The 22592-nt window shown below is 48.7% G+C and carries 21 protein-coding genes; 3 read left to right on the top strand and 18 right to left on the bottom strand.

Going from position 1 to position 22592, the window contains the following annotated elements; all coding sequences use genetic code 11:
• Window positions 1–12: 12 nt before the first annotated feature.
• The 3 genes from WDY75_RS17455 to WDY75_RS17465 all read right to left on the bottom strand — a co-directional run bounded on the left by WDY75_RS17455 (window position 13) and on the right by WDY75_RS17465 (window position 3374).
• Window positions 13–972: an ABC transporter permease gene (locus WDY75_RS17455; protein ID WP_006210074.1), complete on the bottom strand. Its 960-nt coding sequence runs from the start codon at window positions 970–972 to the stop codon at window positions 13–15.
• A 474-nt stretch (window positions 973–1446) separates the two neighbouring features.
• Window positions 1447–2352 carry a DMT family transporter gene (locus WDY75_RS17460; protein WP_006210073.1) on the bottom strand — a complete coding sequence of 302 codons (906 nt, stop codon included), beginning with the start codon at window positions 2350–2352 and terminating at the stop codon, window positions 1447–1449.
• A 212-nt stretch (window positions 2353–2564) separates the two neighbouring features.
• A complete protein-coding gene (locus WDY75_RS17465; RefSeq protein ID WP_063479427.1) occupies window positions 2565–3374 on the bottom strand; it encodes a helix-turn-helix domain-containing protein in 810 nt (269 codons plus the stop codon).
• Between the two features lie 133 nt (window positions 3375–3507).
• Here WDY75_RS17465 and WDY75_RS17470 point away from each other — a divergent pair, with 133 nt between their 5' ends.
• A complete protein-coding gene (locus tag WDY75_RS17470) occupies window positions 3508–4314 on the top strand; it encodes a phytanoyl-CoA dioxygenase family protein (RefSeq protein WP_063479426.1) in 807 nt (268 codons plus the stop codon).
• 121 nt (window positions 4315–4435) lie between these two features.
• Here the strand turns inward: WDY75_RS17470 and WDY75_RS17475 are convergent, their stop codons facing one another.
• On the bottom strand, window positions 4436–5755 hold the full coding sequence (locus WDY75_RS17475; protein WP_063479425.1) for an ADP-ribosylglycohydrolase family protein: 1320 nt from the start codon (window positions 5753–5755) through the stop codon (window positions 4436–4438).
• Window positions 5756–5847: 92 nt separating this feature from the next.
• Between WDY75_RS17475 and WDY75_RS17480 the strand changes: the two genes are divergently transcribed.
• Complete coding sequence (locus WDY75_RS17480) at window positions 5848–6744, top strand: AraC family transcriptional regulator (protein WP_063479424.1); 897 nt, start codon at window positions 5848–5850, stop codon at window positions 6742–6744.
• Window positions 6745–6844: 100 nt separating this feature from the next.
• On the opposite strand, the gene WDY75_RS17485 is transcribed toward WDY75_RS17480, so the two are convergent.
• The 3 genes from WDY75_RS17485 to WDY75_RS17495 all read right to left on the bottom strand — a co-directional run bounded on the left by WDY75_RS17485 (window position 6845) and on the right by WDY75_RS17495 (window position 9103).
• On the bottom strand, window positions 6845–7042 hold the full coding sequence (locus WDY75_RS17485) for a GNAT family N-acetyltransferase (protein ID WP_338842212.1): 198 nt from the start codon (window positions 7040–7042) through the stop codon (window positions 6845–6847).
• A gap of 306 nt (window positions 7043–7348) precedes the next feature.
• A complete protein-coding gene (locus tag WDY75_RS17490) occupies window positions 7349–7864 on the bottom strand; it encodes a DUF3189 family protein (protein ID WP_006210067.1) in 516 nt (171 codons plus the stop codon).
• Between the two features lie 156 nt (window positions 7865–8020).
• On the bottom strand, window positions 8021–9103 hold the full coding sequence (locus WDY75_RS17495) for a Gfo/Idh/MocA family protein (RefSeq protein ID WP_006210066.1): 1083 nt from the start codon (window positions 9101–9103) through the stop codon (window positions 8021–8023).
• A gap of 258 nt (window positions 9104–9361) precedes the next feature.
• Between WDY75_RS17495 and WDY75_RS17500 the strand changes: the two genes are divergently transcribed.
• Window positions 9362–9802, top strand: coding sequence for a hypothetical protein (locus WDY75_RS17500; protein WP_040680626.1), 441 nt, complete (start codon window positions 9362–9364; stop codon window positions 9800–9802).
• Window positions 9803–9920: 118 nt separating this feature from the next.
• Here the strand turns inward: WDY75_RS17500 and nikC are convergent, their stop codons facing one another.
• From nikC to treC, 11 genes are all read right to left on the bottom strand, one after another.
• Window positions 9921–10817, bottom strand: coding sequence for a nickel transporter permease (gene nikC, locus WDY75_RS17505; RefSeq protein ID WP_063479423.1), 897 nt, complete (start codon window positions 10815–10817; stop codon window positions 9921–9923).
• Between the two features lie 10 nt (window positions 10818–10827).
• The gene (locus tag WDY75_RS17510) at window positions 10828–11832 is read right to left on the bottom strand and encodes an ABC transporter permease (RefSeq protein WP_006210063.1); all 1005 of its coding nucleotides are present in this window, start codon (window positions 11830–11832) and stop codon (window positions 10828–10830) included.
• A 38-nt stretch (window positions 11833–11870) separates the two neighbouring features.
• Window positions 11871–13535, bottom strand: coding sequence for an ABC transporter substrate-binding protein (locus tag WDY75_RS17515; protein ID WP_063479422.1), 1665 nt, complete (start codon window positions 13533–13535; stop codon window positions 11871–11873).
• A gap of 131 nt (window positions 13536–13666) precedes the next feature.
• Window positions 13667–14665 carry an ABC transporter ATP-binding protein gene (locus WDY75_RS17520; RefSeq protein ID WP_006210061.1) on the bottom strand — a complete coding sequence of 333 codons (999 nt, stop codon included), beginning with the start codon at window positions 14663–14665 and terminating at the stop codon, window positions 13667–13669.
• A complete protein-coding gene (locus WDY75_RS17525; RefSeq protein ID WP_063479421.1) occupies window positions 14662–15651 on the bottom strand; it encodes an ABC transporter ATP-binding protein in 990 nt (329 codons plus the stop codon). The genes WDY75_RS17520 and WDY75_RS17525 overlap by 4 nt, the downstream gene beginning before the upstream one ends.
• A 440-nt stretch (window positions 15652–16091) precedes the next feature.
• Window positions 16092–17069 (bottom strand): N-acetylglucosamine kinase, encoded by a 978-nt coding sequence (locus WDY75_RS17530; protein WP_082834344.1) that lies wholly within the window; start codon window positions 17067–17069, stop codon window positions 16092–16094.
• Between the two features lie 34 nt (window positions 17070–17103).
• Complete coding sequence (locus WDY75_RS17535; protein ID WP_063479419.1) at window positions 17104–17886, bottom strand: SDR family NAD(P)-dependent oxidoreductase; 783 nt, start codon at window positions 17884–17886, stop codon at window positions 17104–17106.
• A 139-nt stretch (window positions 17887–18025) separates the two neighbouring features.
• Complete coding sequence (treR, locus tag WDY75_RS17540) at window positions 18026–18763, bottom strand: trehalose operon repressor (RefSeq protein ID WP_063479418.1); 738 nt, start codon at window positions 18761–18763, stop codon at window positions 18026–18028.
• 62 nt (window positions 18764–18825) lie between these two features.
• The gene (locus WDY75_RS30795) at window positions 18826–19077 is read right to left on the bottom strand and encodes a PTS glucose transporter subunit IIA (RefSeq protein ID WP_409348304.1); all 252 of its coding nucleotides are present in this window, start codon (window positions 19075–19077) and stop codon (window positions 18826–18828) included.
• Between the two features lie 5 nt (window positions 19078–19082).
• Window positions 19083–20849: a PTS system trehalose-specific EIIBC component gene (gene treP, locus WDY75_RS17545; protein WP_409348305.1), complete on the bottom strand. Its 1767-nt coding sequence runs from the start codon at window positions 20847–20849 to the stop codon at window positions 19083–19085.
• A gap of 26 nt (window positions 20850–20875) precedes the next feature.
• Window positions 20876–22588 (bottom strand): alpha,alpha-phosphotrehalase, encoded by a 1713-nt coding sequence (treC, locus tag WDY75_RS17550; protein ID WP_063479417.1) that lies wholly within the window; start codon window positions 22586–22588, stop codon window positions 20876–20878.
• Window positions 22589–22592 lie beyond the last annotated feature (4 nt).

Below are 22592 nucleotides of genomic sequence, written 5' to 3' on the forward strand. Positions count from 1 at the left end.
GGTGATCTTTCCCTACCATAGGCTGGTCTCCCCTGCTTTGCGGGCAACGGCGTTGACGATGATCAGAATGATGAAGTTGATCACGTTATTGAACAGTCCCACTGCCGCGGAAAAGCTGTATTGCGTATTCAAAAGCCCGCTTTTGTACATGTAAGTGGAAATGACCTCGGACGTTTCCAAATTCATTGGATTTTGCATCAAGAGGATCTTCTCGAAACCTACACTCATGATGCTTCCTGCACTCAGAATCGACAGAATCATAATCGTTGGCACAATTCCGGGGATGGTGATATGCCAGATTCTCCGAAATTTGCTGGCACCGTCCATGTAAGCCGCCTCATACAAGTCTGGGGAGATGCCCGATATGGCTGCGCTGTATATGAGTGACGACCAACCGACTCCTTGCCAGATGCCGGACCAGACATACAGATGCCAGAAATTAGAAGGCTCTGCCAGGTAATCTACCGGTTCCCTTCCTAAAGATGTAAGAACGGAGTTAAAAACGCCGTTCGTAGGTGAGATGAAAAAGAACAGAATGCCAACCGCGACCACGACCGAGATAAAGTGCGGAGCATAAGAGACGCTTTGTGCGAATGAGCGGAGTTTACGACTCCGAATCTCATTGAACAGGAGCGCTAGCAGGATGGGAGCGGGAATGCCGATCAGCAGGCCGTATAAGCTGATGCCAATCGTATTCTTGAGAATCGTCCAGAAGTAATACGCGTCAAACAGCCTTTCGAAATGCTCGAAACCGACCCATGGGCTGTTCCAGATGCCAAGTCCGGGCATAAAATCCTTAAAAGCAATCTGCACACCGTACATCGGCCAGTAATGCCAGATCAGGAAGTACAGCACCGCTGGGGAGATGATGATGTACAGCCCGATATTTCGCTTTAGCTGCCTCTTGACATGTTTCCATTTGCTCGGCTTGGGAACGGGATGTGGGGATGCCGAGTTTAATCGGGCGTCCATACTTTGTCATGACCTCCTTTTTTGCTTCAGATCAGAGATTCGGGAGATTAATGCAATCTCAGCAGAGCTAGAGAATCTCGATGCAATTGAATTCTCCCAGTTCAGAAATTCATCACCTCCCTCCTTATAATTTGTTCTAACATTTTTTATGTATATGATTATTTGTTATAACACATTTTAGTGAGGATTTATTTTCCAGTCAATATAGCATCGAAAAATTGTGACTTTAGTTGTATTAGGCCTGCATTTGTTATGACAAATTTCGACGAAGGTGTGAAACAGTAAATTTCTTAGCTTGTGAAATAAATAAAACAGCCGCGTAAATATCGTGGCTGTTGGCTTTTTTTCAATGAGTTATGAGATTGCACTCGGTTACACCTGGACGCTGCAAGTCCTTTTTCGCAACATAGCTGGGCAGAAAAAAAAGAGCAGATCATCTGCTCTTTTTTGCGTATTCCCATCAACCGATGTTACTTATCCAGGAATCCCAGCTGCTTTCCCCTTCGATCGGCTCCCCCCGCGGTTAGTAATGAACACCCCGGATAGTATGAGAATAAGGCCGATGATAAGGTTCCATCCGATAGGTTCATCCAACAGCGTATACCCCCAGATCATCGCCGTTGCAGGAACCAGGTAAGTGACGGAGGTGGCGAATTCCGGACTTCCTTTTAACACCATATAATTGAACAGGATGTATGCGACACCTGACCCGAAGATGCCAAGACCGACCAGAGCGCCCATGTTGGCAGGTTCTAAGATCTTTGTCACGTCAACCCTCTCCGTCGTAAAGGCAAGGATGCCGCTCCCTACCATCGCGCCAAGCAGAGTTCCGAACGTTAACTGATACATCGTGAGTCCACCCAGCAATCGCTTGGATAACTGTGAACCCACGGCATAACACATAGTGGCCCCGATCATCGCAGCAAAACCAATGAAATCGACGGTCATGAAAGAGCCTGGGCGAATGCCCAGCAGAATGATCAGACCGACAAGCGCAATTCCCATGCCGACCCACTGTATCCGCCGGAATACGGAGCCGAAGAATAGTAACCCTACAAGCATCGTCCATATCGGCGTCGTTGCATTCAATACCGAAGCCATGCTGCTGGCTAGCTTAGTCTCGCTAAACCCGATTAATGTCCATGGCAGAGCCATATTAATCATGGCGACTACGAAGGTTGGAAGCCATTTAATTCTTCGCAGGTCGAACGGCTTTCGCATTATCAGCATGATAATCGAAATAAATAGAAATCCGCAGGTAGAACGCAGAAATGCAATCCCCCATGGACCGAAATCGTGCAGTAAACTTTTAATGAAAAAGAACGAACCTCCCCATATGAGACTTAGGAGGATGAGCGCAATATACAAGGATCGTGCCAACGTAATACCTTCTTTCTATTTGTAGGACATCCTTATAATTTAACATCTCGTAAGGGAAGTTGTACAGAGCGTTTTTCTACAGCCCTCATGCAGGCAGGAGACAGCCTTTTCCTTATTTGAGCAAGTACTCCCGGCGAAACCCAAGTTTCCGACCTCTCGCGATGTAACATCCATACGAATAAGCATAGCCGTTTCATGCATTGCACTTCAGCTTACAGCATGGATGTCGGCTTGTAATCCTGGCGATACTGCCTCGGCGAAACCCCGTATTGTTTACGAAACTGATCCGCAAAATGATTGTAACTGTTAAAGCCGACATCCTGAGCAGCCTCGCTTGCGGTCCGGCCGGAATGAGTCATCAATAAAGCGGCATGGCGAACCCTCATTTGATTCAGATGCTCTACGATGGTGTACCCTGTCTCTTGTTTGAACAAATGTGCCAGCCTGGACCCCGAGACTCCGACCTCTCGCGATATGGCGTCAATTCGAATATCTTCCTTTAGCGAACGGGACAACAGCCCCAGCGTTTGCTCGACTCTAGGGTCCATTCTTTTATTTGTGCGCTGTGCAAGCAGAAGCAAAATCTCACGCAGCGCGTTCTCACACAGCGCCTCCCACAAATCTAAGCGGTCCAGTGAATCTTGCAGCACATTCCGGAACGCTTGCTCGACACGGCCTCGGACACGTTCATCGGGCAGGGTTTCGACCAGAAACTCCTGGTTTCTTAGCATCCAGTTTTCCGGAAGTCCAGGATAATGGATCCAGAGAAAGTTCCAGCGCTTCCCTGGTGCTGTCCCGTATTCATGAGTGATGCCGGCGCGCAGCAGTCCAAGTTGCCCGGATCCGCAGCGTTTCTCCCCGGCAGGCGTGCGAAAGTAGCCCTCTCCATGCAGCGTATAAACAAGCAGCCAGTCCTGCATCCCTTGAGGTCGACGCAGGCGATAAGCATCGTCTTGTTCAAAATGGTCGCCGAATATCGTTCCGGTACTTTCCAACGATATGACAGCCCGTTCGTTTCGCATGAACCTCTCCTCCCCGATTCCTCAAATAGCAGAATCCCGGTACTTTTAAGCAGATATCATACTTCCTCTCAAGATAAGCAGACCTTTTTCTATTGTCAACAGGAAAAACCATCATCTGATCGGAGGGACTACGATGCGAGAGAAGTTAAACGTATTGACCGAGGAGCAGCTGCACAAGTTCGAAACAGAGGGGTATTTAATTGTAAAAGGGCTCTTCCGGCAGGAGGAACTGGCTGAAATTGAAGCAACGTTTGAGGAGATCAGCCAAAAGACCGTACCCGGCCACTTCGAGCCGGTCTTCAATGATACAGCTGTCGAACCGCTGAAACGCTATCCGCGTGTTATGCATCCGCACCGTTTTGATGCAATCGCAAAAAAATACATGCTGCACAAGCCTGTCATGGACGTATTGGCTGATTTGTACAGCGAGCCTGCGCTCGCAGCTCAAAGCATGTTTTATTACAAACCTCCCGGTTCCCCCGGTCAAGCGCTGCACCAGGATAATTTCTACCTGCAGGTGGAGCCGGGCAACTGCATCGCGGCGTGGACGGCGATCGACGCGGCTGATGAAGAGAACGGCGGCTTGCTCGTCGTTCCGAAAACAAGTAATTATGCCCTTGTGTGCCCGGAGGAAGCCGATTCGCGCGAGTCGTTTACCACCCATTTCGTGAAACCGCCAAAAGATCAAACGGTCCTCCCCGCCATAATGGACAAAGGCGATGTGCTCTTTTTTAACGGCAACCTCATCCATGGCTCTTACCGCAACAAATCGAACCGTTTTCGCCGTGCCTTTATCTGCCACTATGCCAACGCGTCGGCAACCAAGATCGGTGCTTTCTACCGGCCGTTGTTCCGGGAAGACGGCACGGAGGTCCATCTGGACAGTAATCCGAATGGCGGCCCTTGCGGCGTCGAGTTGGAAACGCCGTATCCCCATTAGATTTCAGACGACCAGCGCACATTTTCATGGCACTGGTCGCCCTATGTTAACTTTCATTGAATAGAAGTTTTTAGCATGCATTGAACCACTCTGCAATTTTATATCGGAGCAGGCTCCCCATTTATATCTCTTGCTTGGAATCGATATAGGTCTGCTCTGCCACGATGGTAAATCGCTCCACGAGATCACTGATTTTGAAATTCTCCGCACCAATCATATAAGTCTTTACCGTATCATGAAACGGCGCATGCCAATGGGCAGGAACGCCCTCCTTGCCAACGATTGCCCCGACGATGCTCCCTGCGGTAGCCGCTGTGCAATCATTGTCCAGCCCCATTGCCACCGTCTCGGAAATGACCTTGGACACATCCGTCCCTCCGATCATTAAACCGAATACAGTCAAACATGCATTGTTGTTCGTATGAACGGGAGACATACCTTGAAAGCGCTTGTTCACGGCTTCTCGCGCTTCTGCGTAATTCCGGATATCTCCACCTATGGCGAGCGCCCATTCGATATCCTTATATAGGCTGCATTCGCTAGGAATTTCTGTCAGTCCAGTGCGAAGGGCGTCCACCGGATGATCGACGGCAAAGGCGGCTGCTTGAGCCGCACTAAAAAACATTTCGCCATAAATTCCGTTCCTTCGATGGCTCAAATAAGCGTCTCGATACGCGTACTCTGCCGCTTTCGACGGGAACCCCGGTGCAATGTATGCCCACGGATCGGATCGAATATCTGCACCGATCCATTGACAATACGGATTCTCTAAGCTTGCTGCTTCCATAGCCGTCTTGCCTGCTCTCAAGTTACGAAGGGCAACCTCTTCAGCCGTACATGCAAGCGGCAAATATTTCACCCAGCTCTTCCCCACGTCCTCCGTCGTAAAATGAATCCCATGCTCCTCCGCGATCAGCAGCCCCAGAATCGTATACGTAATATCATCGTCGACGGGAACTCCGCTCATGCCTTCAAGCGTATATTCATAAAATGTGCTCTTCCCATATCGCCGATGGTTCGGATTCTTAATCCGGGTCCAATAGCTGCGCGGTGGAAAGGCATCCCCAATGTACTCGGCCCAACTCTTCATTTCATCCACTTCCCATAGTTCGACGGGAGCTCCCAGCGTACATCCGGCGAATCGGGCGAGCATAGCGCCCTCCAGCTTATCTTTATACTCGGACTGATTGAATGTTTTCCACATTCTTCGAGGACCATTCGTACGAAGCTGCTGAATCCCACGCAGATCATTCGGCTCTTGGGAAGCCAGTTTCCCATCAACAGGCAGACCTTGCAATTTCTCCGCGGCTTCCTGCATTGCCCGTTCAATATCCTGCCAAATGCCGGAAACGCCATCTGCACCATATTCATGGGCTAATCGCCCGTACTCCATAATTTTTTCGGATAACTCAGCCAATTTCGGTTCTATAGGATAAGCCATGTCACTTTCTCCTCTCGCTTCATATGTAATCGATTTCATATCTAGTTTATAATATGAAAGATAACAATTCTGCTCAATAAGGACTGAAAACTATGCAGAAACAACCATCTTCCTATGAGATTATCGGTCAGCCGTATTTGCTCCCTCCCACGTTTCCCGTGGATTGGATCGGAAACCATGTCCAAAACGATGCCGATATTACGTATCTTCATTATCACAATTGTCTTGAAATCGGATACTGTCACGAGGGCTCAGGCGTGTTTTTTGTAGAGGACAAGATCCTGCCTTACTCAAAAGGCGATGTGAGCATTATTTTTCCGGGGCAGCTTCACCTTGCGCAAAGTGTTAAAAGTCAGGTGAGCCGATGGGATTTTTGCTTCTTAGATCCGAATGCGCTGCTTGGCACGGCCCATCCCCGATCGTGGAACGCCCCTGCTCCAGCGGGATTCGCTAATATCATCAGTCCGGGCGATGCTCCCGACATCACATTAATGACGGAATATCTCATGAAAGAACTAAGTCAGCAATTATCAGGCTACGAATCGGCCGTCAAAGGGTGCCTTTGGACGCTGATGACCCTCATTACCCGAATCATCGATCAGATGGCTGACGATACACCAGTAGTTGGAGCTGCCGATCGAAATTCCATGAACACAATTTCCAAATCGCTGGAGTACATCTCACAGCATTACATGGAACCGATTCATATTCATGAATTGGCGGCAGTTTGCAGCTTAAGCGTCACGCATTTTCGTCGAACGTTCCGCGTTTGCATGGGAATGGCTCCGCTCGATTACTTGCACAATGTGCGAATGCAGATGGCCTCTGCATTACTATCCCATACCGATAGCAGCATACTGTCAATCTCCCAAGAGGTAGGCTATGCAACAATATCCAGCTTCAACCGCCACTTCAAACATTGGACGGGAATAGCTCCCTCCAAATGGCGCGCGATAAAAAAACAGGGCAAACAACCCATGAAACCGTGAGAAGAGGTTCGTATCTTGATCGCAGAATACCATCCATTCCCATGCGCTCTCCAACATACAAAGAAACCGTCTGTTATCAGACGGTTGGATTGAACCAATGCTATGTATTTCGATACCCTCCACGCGGTTTATCTCCTTTTTCAATAACAAATCCCATTCTGGTATGGTAAGCGATGGAGCTTGTATGGATTGGAGACGTGATACAGCGAACAATTTCTAAACCCCGTTTATTCACTTCATTAAAATACGTTTCGTAAAGCTGACGTCCGATGCCACGCTGCCGATGCGCAGGATGGATGCCAACAAATGAATATAAGCCTCTTCATTTCGGCTTTGGGATAAAAGTCCAATAAGGAAACCTAGCATTGCTCCATTCTCTTCAACTATAAAACCCGTATCTTGAAAATGATCAAAAACAGCTTCGGCCGCATATCTGCCATTAGACGACCGTTCCACCAATTGTATAAAACAGAAATTGTCATCTCGTAATCAGACGATTGGGCCTTGGGGACAAAAAAAGAAGATGACCCAATTATAGCAAAGTCATCTTCTAAGAATTTTATACAAATACATTCAAAATAAAGAGCTTCTCCATCGAAAATAACTAAGCCGAATACTCTTTATTGTCAATGACGATGACGGGTTCAGTTCCTGATCTCGCAGCTGCGGTCTTCTTGGTATGGATAACCAATTCATGGATATTGCTGCAGGATTTCTTCGCACCCATGACCAATAACGGCACCCCTAGAGCGTCCAGTTTCAACCTTCTGGATAACAGTCCGCCCATCGTCATGGAGAATGGTACCGTTGGCGACGTGTTGGAATATATGATAGGCTCATCGTTCTGGTATTTGTCTTGCAGGATTAAGCTCAAGTTCTTCAATGCTTCCACTACCACCTTGGAGGATCCCCGCCCAACCGAGTAAACCGGATTCCCGTTCTCATCCAGGCCGTGAAAAATGAGCTTGCCCATATCCGAGGTTTTCAGTTTGTTGAAATAATCAACCGCCAGAATTTCTTCTTTTGTAAGCTGTCGATTCGTAGGCAATTTATTTAGATGATACGCTGCTGCCAACGACGTTGTGTGGGTCCCCCCGTAATCATTGTAAATAAAGATCATACATCCCGTCTCCAATCATAGAGTAATGTGCTTATTATTACCATTAAGCTCTGTCTCATTCGCCGGATCTCAGCATCGAGCTAGGTGATAACAGAAAAAAGCCCTGATTCCTCAGGACTTCTTCTTATCTCTATATGGAAATATTCATAAACTTGATTAATCCAGGTATACTGCTTTTCCAAGACGGGCCGATTCGTACAGAGCTTCCAGAATACGTGATACAACATAAGCTTGCTCAGGAGTAACGACAGGGTCTTTATCCTGATCAATGGCTTCGATCCATCTTCTCATTTCAACATCCGGAGCCTGTTCCTTCTTACCGTCATAGAAAGCTACCCCGCCGGAGTTCAACTCAATTTCATTGGTGTACAGACGGCTGAATTTCTCCCCGTTAATGCGCAGGCCGTTCTTCATATCGGCCCCGCCTTCCGAGCCGCTAAGTGTACATTTGGCTTCATCAATATCAAGCGTATTTAACGCCCAGCTTGATTCCAGGATGATGGTTGCTCCGTTCTCCATTACAATCATGCCGAAAGCGGAATCTTCGACCGTAAATTTCTCGGGATCCCACGGTCCCCAAGCATTTGCCGCATTCTCCTTACGGGACAATTCATGATATGTAGTACCCAGTACGATTTTCGGCTTGTAATTATCCATCATCCAGAGCGTCAAATCCAGCGCGTGCGTACCGATATCGATCAGCGGCCCTCCGCCTTGTTTTTCCTCATCCAAAAATACGCCCCAGGTCGGAACAGCTCTTCTCCGTACCGCATGTGCCTTTGCATAATAAATATGACCGAGCTCTCCGGCTTCGCACACCTCTTTAAGATAAAGACTGTCTTCACGGAACCGATTGTTGTATCCGATCGTCAGTTTCTTGCCCGTACGCTGAGCCGTTTCCATCATCAGTTTGGCATCCGCAGCCGTTTTGGCCATCGGCTTCTCGCACATAACATGCTTTCCGGCCTCAAGCGCAGCAATGGAAATTTCCGCATGTGAATCATTAGGGGTAAGCACATGAATGATATCAAGGGTAGAATCCTTTAGCAGCTCCGTGTAATCGCTATATACTTTTGCTTCCTCGCTGCCATATTTGCCAGCAGCCTCTTCAGCCCGATCTTTGACGATATCGCAAAACGCTGCAAGCTCCACACTATTCAATCTGCTTAAGCTGGGCAGATGTTTTCCGTTTGCGATTCCGCCACAACCGATAATACCAATGCGATAAACTTTTGACATGTATCATCACCATCACTTTCATGAGTTTTTATAAGAAGCATAATTATAGAGCCCTGCCCCATACATTTAATGAGGTCTTGACTCCACATATAAGGTATCATATCTGACCATTTTTTTTAGTATAACTATGCGACAATTCATATATAAAATCACGACATCCATCTCCTATTACAAGATGTTCGTCCAAGCCATCATAACAAAACATCATATACTACTAGCAATGGACTGATTTAATAGAACAGGTGGTGAAAGCTAGCCTTGACAAAATTTTTAGATGCACGCACCTCCAATCACTGGCCCATAGCATTCCCAGGCTCCACGGAACGTTTCGTGGTGGACACCCCCGTCATGGTCGGTCAAGTGGGTTTGAGTGTGCCTGTCGATACAACCGGTATCATCCGTACTCAGCTTCTTGGGCAAGTTGGCTTCTATATACTAAGTGAAGATATATTTGCTCCGATTATTCAAATTGATGTCATGCGGGGCTATTTAACAACGGATCCAGTTATCCATACCACTTATGTACAATATCAGCCTTCCCAGGTTCAAAGCCAAAGTGTCTCCTTTGTCGCTGCAGACTATAATGTAACCCCTCCCCCAACCGGTCTTCTGGTATATACCATGTATGTGACTGCACTTGTGCTGGATATGGGCAGAACAGGACCAGAATGCTTTAATGCTTCCGTATATACGGATTAGAGCATGCTTCCTATAGAAGTTGCATTGAAAAAGGCAGCCGATCATCGGCTGCCTTGATTCTTCATATAAACGTGACGAAAGCGTCATTCCTGTGATTCAGTCGTATTGCTATCGTATATTAACTTTTCATTCGCGGATCCAGAGCATCGCGCAGACCGTCCCCCATCAGGTTGAAGGCGAGTACCGTCAGCATGATCGAAACTCCGGGAAAAATCACCGTCCATGGGGCCGTTGCGATAAACTGACGCGAATCAGACAGCATCTTTCCCCATTCCGGAGCGGGAGGCTGGGCGCCAAGGCCCAAAAATCCGAGCGCAGCCGCTTCAATAATGGCCGTCGCGATGCCCAGCGTTCCTTGCACGATGATTGGAGTCAGACTATTCGGCAGAATATGATGTCTCAGAATTCCACTGTTCTTCATCCCTATAGCCTGCGCAGCGCTGATGTACTCCTCGTTCTTCAAGCTGAGGACTTTAGCGCGAACCAATCGGCCATAGGTCGGTATGTTGACGATGGCAATGGCATATAACGCATTTTGCAGCGAAGGGCCCAGGATGGCTACGATGGCTATCGCCAGCAAGATACTCGGAAACGCCAACAAAATATCAAAGAAACGCGAGATGATCATATCTATCCACTTGCCGTAAAAGCCTGCCAGAATACCGAGCAGCGTTCCCAGAATGATAGAGCCAAGCACGGAAAATGTACCGACCCACAATGAGATGCGCGTTCCATGCAGCACCCGGCTGAGCAAATCCCGTCCCAAATCATCGGTTCCAAACCAATGCTCAGCTGACGGAGGTTTTAACCGGTCGGCAAGCTCCTGCGCTTTATAATCATAGGGCGCGATTAATGGCGCGAGCAGTGCGATGACAATGAAGAACATAATCATGAACAGTCCAGCCATCGCGATTTTGTTCTTGCGGAAAGCTCTCCACGCATTACGCCAAGGTCCGGAAACCTTCTCGGAAGGAATGGCAGAGCTGTCGTTCAGGTGTGTTGTAATCTGTGGCATAGCTTCCCTCCTACCGGTAGCGGATGCGCGGATCGACTGCTGCATACAGCAAATCCACAATCAGATTGATGACAACGAATATAAAAGCGATGATCAGAATCCCGGACTGAATAACCGGGTAATCCCGTGAGCTGATCGCTTCATAAATATAGCGGCCGACACCAGGCCATGCGAAGATGGTCTCCGTTAATACCGCTCCCCCAAGCAAGGCGCCCGTCTGCAGGCCGATAACCGTAAGCACAGGGATGAAGGCATTCTTGAGCGCATGCTTGTATACAACGAAAAATTGGGACAGTCCTTTGGCTTTAGCCGTGCGGACAAAATCGGAATTCATGACCTCCAGCATGCTCGATCGCGTCATCCTGGCGATAACCGCCATCGGGATGGTGCCCAGCGCCACGCTGGGCAGTATCAGATGTTTGACGACCGTCCACAATTGATCGAAGCGTCCGGCGATGATACTGTCAAGCAAGTACAAATTCGTTACGGCTTCTACCGGGTCACGCTGATTCATCCGACCGATCGAAGGCAGCCAGTGCAGTTCCAAGGAAAATATCCACTGCTCCATTAACCCAAGCCAAAAGATGGGCATCGAAACCCCGATTAATGCGACCAGCATACTAATGTAATCAAACCATGAATTGTGCTTCCAGGCGCTGATGATTCCCGCATTGACGCCGAAAAAGATGGCAAAGGCCATGGCGGCAAACGTTAATTCAGCGGTTGCTGCCAAATACGGCGTGATTTCTTCGGCAATCGGCACCCTGGTACGGATGGATTGTCCAAGATCGCCTTGCAGCAAATCTCCGATATAGGAGAAATACTGCTGATACCAAGGATTATGAAGCCCCAGCTGCTCACGAAGAGCCTCCTTGGACTGTTCCGTCGCCTTTTGTCCCAGAATGGTCTCAGCGGGATCGCCCGGAATGGCATGAATGATAGAAAACACGATGATGGTCATCCCGATCAGAACCGGAATCATGATGAATATTCGCTTCAATATATAGGATTTCAAGATAGATTCACCTGCCAAAGGCGTTGTGGTACAGCCCGTTATTCAAAATAAACGTTATAGTAGTATTCCGTTCCTGTAGGAGCCGGTACGTATCCCTTCACATTTGCTTTGGCTGCAAGGAGAGGTGTCGTATGCACGAGGGGTACCCATGGTGCATCCTCTTTAATGATGACTTGAGCTTCTTTATACAGCTCCTCGCGTTTGGTCTGTTCGGTTTCCTTTTGAGCGGCAATCAAAATTTCATGGAGCTTGTCACTGGCATAATAGCTGTAGTTATTGGATGGGATGGCATCTTTGTCAAGCAGTGTGTACAGAAAATTGTCCGGGTCTCCGTTGTCTCCCGTCCAACCGAGCATGAAGAGGTCGTCTTTTTCTCCAGCTTGCGCATCATCCAGATACGTCGCCCATTCGGGTGATTCGATTTTGACCTTCACACCGATTTTCTCGAAATCAGCCTGAATCACTTCCGCTACCTTTTTACCATCCGGCATGTAAGGACGAGGAACCGGCATCGCGTAGAAGGTGTATTCGTCCGGCAATCCGTTCGGGTAACCCGCTTCAGCCAGCAGCTGCTTCGCTTTTTCCAAATCGTATTCATAATCCTGAATGCTGTCGTTATACCCCCACAGAGATGGCGGCAATGGATTGACGGCCGGTACGGCCTGTCCAGCGAAGAAGGCATCGATAATCGCTTGTTTGTTGACGGCATAACTCAGGGCTTGTCTTACTTTCACGTCGTCAAACGGCTTTTTCTTGAGGTTGAAGCCGACATAACCAACGTTGTTGGAGGGACGTTCGATCTTCTGCAGATCCGGATTGCTTTCAAGTATTGCCAAGTCGTCCGGGCTCAAATCTTCCATCAGGTCGATTTCCCCGCTTTGCAGCGCATTGAAGCGTGCAGAGTTGTCGGGAATGGAGCGAACGATCACTTTATTCAGCTTCGGAAGTCCTTCTCTCCAATAGTTCGGGTTCTTCTCCAGTGTAATCGAATCATTTCGTTTCCACTCTTTGAACATAAAAGGTCCTGTGCCAACCGGCTCGTTCTTGAAGCTGGCTTGTTTCTCTTGAATCGCCGTAGGGCTGGCAATGCCGAAGGAGGTCATCGCCAGGTTCTGCAGGAATGGTGCTTGCGGCTGATTCAGCGTAAATTCAACGGTATTGGCATCCACTGTTTTAACTTCCTTGATGACCCGTTTTCCATCGGGACCAAACATCGAGTCATAATAGTCAAAGGAGTCGCCTTCATACTTGTATTCGCTCTTTGGATCGGACCAGCGGGTGAAATTGAATACCACGGCATCCGCATTAAAATCGGTTCCGTCATGAAATTTCACGCCTTGGCGAAGTTTGAAGGTATACTTCAGCCCGTCTTCGGAAACCGTCCAGCTTTCGGCGAGCGATCCTTGAACCTCGGTTGTTCCTTCCTTATATTCCAGCAAAGAGTCGAACACTTGGTGCGTGATTTTGAGGGATTCGCCGTCTGTTACAATTGAGGGGTCAAGGGATGAGGAATCCCCGCCCCGTCCGACAATCAACGTATCCTGTGTGGACTGTGACGGGTTATTCGGTTCTGTTGTTTCTCCCGTATCCGTTCCTGCTGCACCATTATTGCCGCTGCTCTTACTGCCGCTGCAACCCGCAAGGGCAACAACGGTGCATAACATCAATACCATAACGAGACTGCTCCATCTTTTCACTTTCATATTCTGGCTCCCTTCTATTCAACCGAATATTTCATTTGTTTATATGAGGCCGGACAACTTGTCCAGACTATAAACCGGAAAGAAGAAAAGTGCTTCGACAGCTATAAAGAAATGGTTGCGATACGTACGTCTTAAATCGCTTTTTCGGTTGCATTCGCCCCGTTATACAAATGGCAGGCTGTCAGATGGGCGGGCTCGGTTTCCTTCAGCTCGGGCCGCTCGTTCAGGCAAATGTCCATCACCATTGGACAACGTGTGTGAAATGCGCAGCCAACAGGCGAGTTTGCGGGGCTTGGCAGCTCTCCCTGCAGAATGATTCGTTCGGTTTTGATATCCGGGTCCGGCTGAGGCACCGCGGAAAAAAGCGCTTTCGTATATGGATGCTGCGGCGAGGAATAGAGTGTGTTTTTCTCGGCAATCTCCACGATCCGCCCGAGGTACATCACGGCAATTCGGTCACAAATATGCTTGACCACACTCAGGTCGTGCGCGATAAAAATATAGGTAAGGCCAAATTCCTCCTGTAAATCCTGCAGCAAATTAACAATCTGCGACTGGATCGACACGTCCAGTGCCGAGACGGGTTCATCCGCAACGATCAGCTTGGGCTGGAGCGCCAATGCCCTGGCAATGCCAATTCGCTGACGTTGTCCGCCAGAGAATTGGTGCGGATACCGCTGAAGATGGCTATGCGTCAAGCCGACGACATCGATCAAGCGGCTGATGATGTTTTGTCGCTCTTTTGCATTCCCTACTCCATGCACGATGAGCGGTTCCTCCAATATCCGCTGGACAGTATGCCGCGGATCCAGAGAAGAGAACGGGTCCTGAAACACGATTTGCATATCTTTGCGCTTCAGCCGGAGCTCTTCCGGGGATAAATCCGTGATATCCTGCCCATCAAACCGAACCCTGCCGGACGTCGGCTCAATCAGACGCAGCAATGAACGGCCCGCAGTGGATTTGCCGCACCCGCTTTCCCCTACCAATCCAAACGTCTCACCTTTTTCCACGGAAAACGAAATATCGTCAACGGCTTTGACGACTTGCTGCTGCGATCTTCCGAACCACCGACTTCCCAGCGGGTAGTACTTCTTGAGATGCTCCACGTGCAGTAACGGTTCGCTCATACGACTTCCTCCTTCGGCGTTTCGTGCAGCCAGCAGCGGCAGCTATGTGCCTCTTCATATTCCTTCAGCTCCGGAAGCTTCTCAAAGCACAGCGGCATCACGTTCTGACATCGCTCGGCAAACCGGCAGCCCTTCATCTGTGTATTCAAGACCGGTACGTTGCCGGAAATGGAGAACAACCGGCGATGCTGCTCATTCATCCTGGGTACCGACTTGATAAGACCCTGAGTATACGGATGTAGCGGTTTTTTGAATATATCCCGCACACTCCCTTCCTCAACCACCTTCCCGGCATACATTACTGCTACCCGATGACACATCTCCGCGACAACACCGAGATCATGCGTGATCATCATCACCGCGGTTTGATATTCCTCATTCAAGCGGCGGATCAAATCCAGAATTTGAGCCTGAATCGTCACATCCAGCGCAGTTGTCGGCTCATCGGCAATGAGCAGTTCAGGATTGCACGAAATCGCCATCGCAATCATGACCCGCTGTCGCATCCCGCCGGATAGTCGATGGGGATATTCATCGATGATCTCCACTGCCCTTGCAATGCCAACCTTTTTCAGCATCTCAACCGTATGCTCTCGAGCGTGTTTCCTGCTTAGCCCCCGATGGAGGCGAATGGTCTCGCTAATTTGCTGGCCAACCGTAAAGAGCGGATTAAGCGACGTCATCGGCTCCTGAAAAATCATAGAAACGGCATTGCCGCGAATTGTACGCATCTCACGCTCTTTGAGCGGGACGATATCCTTCCCCTTAAACAAAATTGAACCGCCAGTGACTCTACCCGGAGGCTGCGGAATCAGCTTTAATACCGAAAGCGCTGTGACACTCTTGCCGCAGCCTGATTCGCCAACAACTCCAAGCACTTCTCCCGGCCTAACATATAGGCTCACACCATCCACGGCGGGTATTTCACCTCGGTCCGTAAAAAAGTGCGTGTGCAAATCCTGAATCTGCAAAATAGGTTGACTCATATTACAGCCTCTTTTCTGTAGATAAGATAGATTTTGCAGCCTTTTTCGACTCATCCTTCCATAGCCCGTGACCTTTCGACGAAAATCAGCATAAAATTGACCTCAGGTCAATTAATATGTCAAAAACTCTGACATCAAACCAAATATAGTTTATTTGATATGTTACTTTACATCATTTTTTTAGGTTAGACAAGAAATATTTACTATATTTTCTATGTTATGTTCATGAAAGATTTTACAAAAAACTAGAATGAGCTACTAGCCTGACAGCCAGAATTCAGCCAATGGAAATATCATGCTATAGAATTCATTAAATTAATATTTCATATTTATGAATTCAATATAATTCGGCAACTGCTCTCCATCTAGCAAACAAAAAAAAGCATCTGATCCAAGATCAAATGCTTTAAAAGTGATTTCGCAACAGGTTTCATCGGACTCTACCACGCTGCATGAGGGTGTCTTCGCATGAACTCAATCATACGGGCATCAACAAGTACACCCACATGCTGAAGTGCCTTTATCACAGCTCCGGATGCGGCCGACAATTCAGGAGCCTTGTAAACATACTGTTTATTTTTCCCAAATCGCAGGCTCTCATTAAACTTTAATTTCATATAGGGACTGTTCACGACACTGCCAATTCCCGTAACCGATACGTGATCTGATTGAAAGAACGATCCCAGAATCTCGACGCCTACCATGATTTGCTTCATGGCTTCATCACACACATTCTGGGCCAATGGACTTCCGGCTTCAGCTGCAATCGTGATGATTGGTGCCATGTCTCCAAACTTCTTGTTGCGCTCCTTACTCTCTTCCATAAATCCTGCGGCAGCCAAGAGGCGAAGCTGTTCCATATTCTCAACATTCCAATAGCTCTGAACGCTGCGAACCAGCGTTTCATCCGATTGTTGAATATTCCCGGCCAGTATTTGGTACACCGCATCATACGCAAGAAATCTCGCTGCGCTGGCGGCATAATGGTGAAAATCGATATTCTTAATCGGTGTCTCTTGTTCCGTTATGGCTAAAATCATGGAGCCCGTTCCAGATACAACCACGATACCCGGCTTCCCAATGAATGCACCTGCGTGCGCGACAACGGAATCGTTGACATACCATTTCGGGCATTGCAGCCCCTCCACATCGGTTAAACGGGTCACCCAATCCAGATCTTGATCGGACTCGTAACCCGCTATTCCCGCATATAGTCCTATGACTTGGTCCAGGCTGCAGCGCGCCATAGAAAGCGACGATTGAATGGTTTCTTGAACATTTTTGTGCGCATTGCTGTCCTTATGTATCGAGGATGCGCCGCCAACTGCATATGACCGGATATTACCATTCAAGTCACTGACCATGACGCGCGTTTGCGACCCGCCTCCGTCAATCCCAATCACTACCTGATCATTCATCTCCGAGATCCTCCTGAACTCCTATTCTGGCGCCTTACAAAGACGGGGCTGAACCACCGTCGATATTGATGGAAGTTCCGGTTACATAGGAGGCCGCGTCGGATGCCAAAAAAACGATGACTTTTGCGGCTTCATCCGTATCTCCAATGCGTCCCAGCGGAATCTTGTGGCGCGGGTCCCGAGCATATTGCTCCCATGAGAGCCCTGGCTCCTCCCGCTTCCACCGCTCCTCCAGCTGTGCACTGCGGATCATTCCTATGCATACCGTGTTTACTCTGATTTGATCGGATGCCAGATCATGACTCATGGCCTTGGTCATGGCCTGTCCGGCTGCCCGGCTGACACTGCTCGGCATGGACGAAGCCGGCGGCGTCTTGGCCCAGGACGTTGTGACATTGATAATCGCCCCGCCGCCAGACTTACGAATATGCGGAATCGCAGCACGCGAAAAGCGAATGGCGCCGAACAGCTTGAGATCCAGATCGGATGCCCATTGTTCGTCTTCAATCAGCTCGAATGGCTTCGCTGCCGCAGTTCCCGCATTGTTCACCAGGATATCGAGTCGACCGAAATGTTGAACGGTATCCCTTACCGCCGTCAAGCATTCCTCGGATTGAGTCACGTCCGCTGTTATCGTCAGCGCCTGAAATCCGCTTGAATCTCGAATATGTTCAGCCGCAGCAGCTAATTGCTCTTCATCCCTTGCACAAATAGCCACCTTTGCGCCTTCAAGAGCAAACGTGACTGCCGTTTCAAGGCCAATGCCCCGGCTCCCTCCGGTAATCAATACAACTTTGTCTTTGAGTCCTAAGTCCATATCTGATCGGCTCCTTTACTTTGATATTCCGAAACGTTGTCACTATCATACCTTCAACAAAGGAGATGATTTCCCCTCCTTCCGCTGCTGCAACAGCAAAAGCCGCGATCTCATCGCGGCTGCTTGACACTTCTATCTTTTATTTGTTCCAATGCTCCACATTGGATTCTCTTCTGGCAAAATCGACAAACTGGAATTTATCTAACCGGTGTCTCGATTCCGTATATTGAAAGAGTGTTGTATCCTCCAGATGAACGTAACCCCGGACTACGACGACATGTGTATCGTTTCCAAGATCCATGTAATCGTGGTCCATGGTTGTAGCACGTTCAACAGAAATTATTTTTTTGGCATAACTGATTTTCAAATGCAATTCTTCCTCAAGATATTGAAAAATAGAATCGCCGGTAATTTCCTTCGTCAAACCCGTGACGATGTCGGCAAGCAAACAATCAATATCCAGGATGATGCGTTCCCCTTCGATCTCCCTGGCGCGAATCACCTTCCACACGAGCTGGTCCGGACGGATTTGAAGCTCCTTCGCTATGCTCTCCCCTGCAGGGACGCATTTCGTTTCATACACAAAGGTTCGGCTTCTTCTGCCTAACCGTTCAGCCATCTCTTTATAACTGACCAGACCCGATACCGGAAAGTTCAATCTGCCTGTATCCAGAACAAAGGAGCCTTTGCCTTTAACCTTGTGGATATACCCGTTTTGCGCGAGCAAATTAAGTCCTTTGCGAACCGTTTCCCTTGTAATCTGATAGGTGGCGGCAAGCTCGTTCTCCGATGGCAGCTTACTGCCGGCCTGGAGAATTCCCGTATCGATTTGTTCGGCATAATCTTTGTAAAGCGTCCAATAAATATTGTTTGTCATCCCTTATCACCATCAGCTATTGTACCATGATCCAGCGATGATTACATGCTCCACAGGTACCGTCAGATTTCAGAATGCAAAACGGCTTGAAGCACGCGGGTCTGACCTTGAACGGCCTCTCCTTCATACTCCACAACCTCCTGAATGAGTTCCTGTCCATCCGGTACGATGATCGGCGTGATAACAGGCAAGCCGGCTTGTTCAATACGATGGATATCGAATTCAAGCAGCAATTGTCCCTTGGTTATGGCATCCCCCGTCTCTACATGGGCGATGAATCCCTCCCCTTTTAAGGAGACGGTGTTGATTCCCACATGGATCAGGATCTGGACCCCGTGTTAGTATCGGTCAAAATAATCGCATGTTTGCTCTTCTTGATCAGATGAGCGACCTGACCGTCAAACGGTGCGTAGACTTTCCCTTCCGACGGAATGATGGCAATACCTTGCCCCATTTGTTTTTCAGCGAACGCAGGGTCCGGAACTTCAGCCAAAGGCACGACTTTACCGTTCATCGGTGCAGCGATATCCACCATAACCTTCTTGGAAGCATCGGCTGAAGTACTTGCCTCAGAAACAGAGGATATGGAAGAACGGGTTGGGGCTGCAGTCGCACCGTCCGTCCGTTCATTTTCAACGTTATCTTGGGGAATTTCCTTCCCTTGGTTTCTGATTGGCCTCGACATCTGGTAACGTCCGAACAACAAGGTTCCCGTGAACGGAACAACCAGTACAATCGCCATCCCCAGGAAGAACACGCCCCACTGGTTAGGGAATATGGACAGAAAGCCCGGAATACCACCGACTCCGATCGAAGAAGCCAGAACGTTGTTGACTGCCAGCAGCACGCCGGCAATACCGGATCCGACCATACCGAATATGAAAGGATATTTATGACGAATGTTTACCCCGAAGATAGCTGGCTCGGTTACGCCCAGAAAGGCGGAGATCGATGACGTAACAGCAAGCCCTTTGGCCTTCTGTTCCTTCAGAATGAACATCATGGCAAGCGCGGCCGCACCCTGTGCAATGTTGGACAAGGCCAGCATCGGCCACAAGAACGTTCCTCCGTTACTGCCGATAAGCTGGAAATCTACCGCAAGAAACGTATGATGCATTCCCGTGATAACCAGCAGCGCATACAATCCGCCGTATATCAGGCCGCCAAGAGCGGCAAACGAATCGAAAATGCTGACCAGTCCTGAAGTGAGGACGTTGCCAATGGCAAAGGTGATAGGTCCCACCAGGATAAATGCGAGGAAGCCGGTTACCAGCAAGGCAACGGGCGCCACAATAAGCAGCTTGATGGAATCATGAACACGCTTGTCCAGAAACTTCTCGATCTTGGCTAATATATAAGCAGAGACCAGAACAGGCAGCACCTGACCCTGATATCCGATCTTCTCAACGTCAAAACCGAATAAATTCCATACCGGAACCGTGCCCTCCAGTTTGGCGTCCGCATACTGATAGGCACTCAGAAGATCCGGATTAACCAGAATCAGTCCTAATACGATCCCAAGCAGCGGGTTGCCCCCAAACTGCCGTACCGCCGACCAGCCGATCAGGACGGGAAGAAAAGTAAATGCCGTACTTGCGATAAGATTGATAATCGATGCCACATCCGCCCATTCGGGATGCACCTGAATCAGGGATTGTCCTTCGTAGAAGATACCTGGACCCGTAAGCAGATTATTAATGCCGAGCAGCAAACCTGCCATGACAATCGCCGGCAAAATCGGAATGAAAATATCCGCTAGCGTCTTAATGGCCCGCTGAATCGGATTTTGTTTCTTGCTGGCAAGGGTCTTCACATCATCCTTGGATGCTCTTGTTCCACCGGTGATATCCATCATTTCATTGTAGACCTGGTCCACCAGACCTGGTCCGATAACAACTTGAAATTGACCCTGAGAGGAGAACTGCCCCTTCACCAGATCGTTCTCATCCAGAGCTTTGGTATCAACCTTACTGTCGTCCGCAAGGGCAAATCGTAATCGTGTAACGCAATGCGTGGCGGCTTCAATATTGTCTTTTCCACCGACTGCTTCGACAATTCGCTCCACATTTTTGCGATCAATGGCCATAGCTGTACGCTCCTGACTATATAAATTTAGTTGGTTTCAATAAGCCACATATAAGAGGCATATGGTTGAAGTTTCACAACCTCGGCAAGCTCCGGTTGTTCCGTCGTATTGCGGATAAGCAGCTGCGCGGAAGCCATGTCCGGTTTCCCCCACATATTCGGTGGCAGTTCGTACGAAACGCTGCGGCTGCTAAAGTTGGAAATTACTATGAGCGTCTGCTCTTGCGTTCTTCTGGCATAGGCATAAACCTCGGGATGTCCTTGATCCAGCCGAACGTATTCCCCGTCGGTTAGAACACGAAGGTTCTTGCGCAGCTCAATGAGCTGGCGATAATGGTGATATATCGAATGCGGATCCTCCACTTGAGCTTGTGCATTGATCAGGGGATACCGCTCATCGATCTTGATCCATGGCGTGCCTGTCGTAAAACCGGCCTGATGACCGTCATTCCACGGCATAGGCAGTCTGGAATTGTCCCGGGACCGTACGGTCACAATATGGGCAGCTTCTTCCGGCGTTTTGCCCTGCTGCTGAAGAATCTCGTACATATTCAATGATTCGATATCCCGAAATTCGGACATATCATTCCATTTGGGATCCGGCATCCCGATTTCTTCCCCTTGATAAACATAAGGAGTGCCTTGAAGCCCATGAAGTGTAGTAGCAAGCATCTTCGCACTTTCTGTCCGGTATTCCTTATCATCCGTGAACCTTGTAAGCGCGCGCGGCTGATCATGGTTGTTCCAGAACAGAGCGTTCCAGCCTCCGCCTTGCTGCATGCCGGTTTGCCAATCGGATAGCACCTTTTTCAGCTCCTCAAAATCATAAGGCTTGAGCTCCCATTTTTGCCCGTTCGGATAATCCACCTTCAGATGGTGGAAGTTGAAGGTCATCGAGAATTCGTTCTCCTTCGGATTCGAATAACGGATGCAATGTTCAAGGGTTGTAGAGGACATTTCCCCGACCGTAACCAGGTTATACGGTTTGAACACTTTTTCATTCAGTTCCTTGATATACTCATGCACCCGCGGTCCGTCGGTATAAAATTTGCGGCCGTCTCCGGGAGACACGGAGCCGTCATCATCCGGGAAATCTGGATCTTTCGATATCAGATTAATGACATCCATCCGAAATCCGCTTACGCCCTTGTCCGCCCAGAACCTGAGAATATCAACGACTTCCTCTCGGACCTTCTCGTTCTCCCAGTTCAGATCCGCCTGTGTCTTGTCAAAAAGAGTCAGGTAATATTGCCCTGTGCCTTCGTCATACTGCCAGGCAGGTCCCCCAAACTTGGACTTCCAGTTATTAGGTGGACCTCCATCGGTTCCGGGATCTCGCCAGATGTAATAATCGCGATAGCGATTATCCCTGGATGTTCTTGCCTCTTTAAACCATGGATGCTCGGTGGATGAGTGATTCACAACGATATCGATCATCAAGTGCATATTTCTCTTTTTCAATTCTGCTACAAGTTCGTCGAAATCTTCCATGGTACCGAAAGCGGGATCAATACTGCAATATTCTGCAACATCGTAACCGTTATCATTTTGCGGAGAAACGTAGACCGGCTGGAGCCACACGATATTGATACCAAGCCCCTTTATATAATCAAGCTTCTCCATAAGTCCGCGGATATCGCCTGTACCACGGCCAGTTGTATCATTAAAGCTCTTCGGATATACCTGATAAACGGTGGAAGTTCTCCACCAATCCTGGAGCGGGTTCCCTATGGTATGCATAAAA

This window comes from Paenibacillus glucanolyticus, assembly GCF_037333485.1.
Lineage (GTDB): Bacteria > Bacillota > Bacilli > Paenibacillales > Paenibacillaceae > Paenibacillus_AQ > Paenibacillus_AQ glucanolyticus.

Bases quoted from the DNA above. Each gene is read 5' to 3' on its own strand.
- WDY75_RS17455 (WP_006210074.1), bottom strand. From the start codon at position 972: ATGGACGCCCGATTAAACTCGGCATCCCCACATCCCGTTCCCAAGCCG.
- WDY75_RS17465 (WP_063479427.1), bottom strand. From the start codon at position 3,374: ATGCGAAACGAACGGGCTGTCATATCGTTGGAAAGTACCGGAACGATA.
- WDY75_RS17470 (WP_063479426.1), top strand. From the start codon at position 3,508: ATGCGAGAGAAGTTAAACGTATTGACCGAGGAGCAGCTGCACAAGTTC.
- WDY75_RS17475 (WP_063479425.1), bottom strand. From the start codon at position 5,755: ATGGCTTATCCTATAGAACCGAAATTGGCTGAGTTATCCGAAAAAATT.
- WDY75_RS17480 (WP_063479424.1), top strand. From the start codon at position 5,848: ATGCAGAAACAACCATCTTCCTATGAGATTATCGGTCAGCCGTATTTG.
- WDY75_RS17490 (WP_006210067.1), bottom strand. From the start codon at position 7,864: ATGATCTTTATTTACAATGATTACGGGGGGACCCACACAACGTCGTTG.
- WDY75_RS17495 (WP_006210066.1), bottom strand. From the start codon at position 9,103: ATGTCAAAAGTTTATCGCATTGGTATTATCGGTTGTGGCGGAATCGCA.
- nikC (WP_063479423.1), bottom strand. From the start codon at position 10,817: ATGCCACAGATTACAACACACCTGAACGACAGCTCTGCCATTCCTTCC.
- WDY75_RS17515 (WP_063479422.1), bottom strand. From the start codon at position 13,535: ATGAAAGTGAAAAGATGGAGCAGTCTCGTTATGGTATTGATGTTATGC.
- WDY75_RS17520 (WP_006210061.1), bottom strand. From the start codon at position 14,665: ATGAGCGAACCGTTACTGCACGTGGAGCATCTCAAGAAGTACTACCCG.
- WDY75_RS17525 (WP_063479421.1), bottom strand. From the start codon at position 15,651: ATGAGTCAACCTATTTTGCAGATTCAGGATTTGCACACGCACTTTTTT.
- WDY75_RS17530 (WP_082834344.1), bottom strand. From the start codon at position 17,069: ATGAATGATCAGGTAGTGATTGGGATTGACGGAGGCGGGTCGCAAACG.
- WDY75_RS17535 (WP_063479419.1), bottom strand. From the start codon at position 17,886: ATGGACTTAGGACTCAAAGACAAAGTTGTATTGATTACCGGAGGGAGC.
- treR (WP_063479418.1), bottom strand. From the start codon at position 18,763: ATGACAAACAATATTTATTGGACGCTTTACAAAGATTATGCCGAACAA.
- treP (WP_409348305.1), bottom strand. From the start codon at position 20,849: ATGGCCATTGATCGCAAAAATGTGGAGCGAATTGTCGAAGCAGTCGGT.
- treC (WP_063479417.1), bottom strand. From the start codon at position 22,588: ATGCATACCATAGGGAACCCGCTCCAGGATTGGTGGAGAACTTCCACC.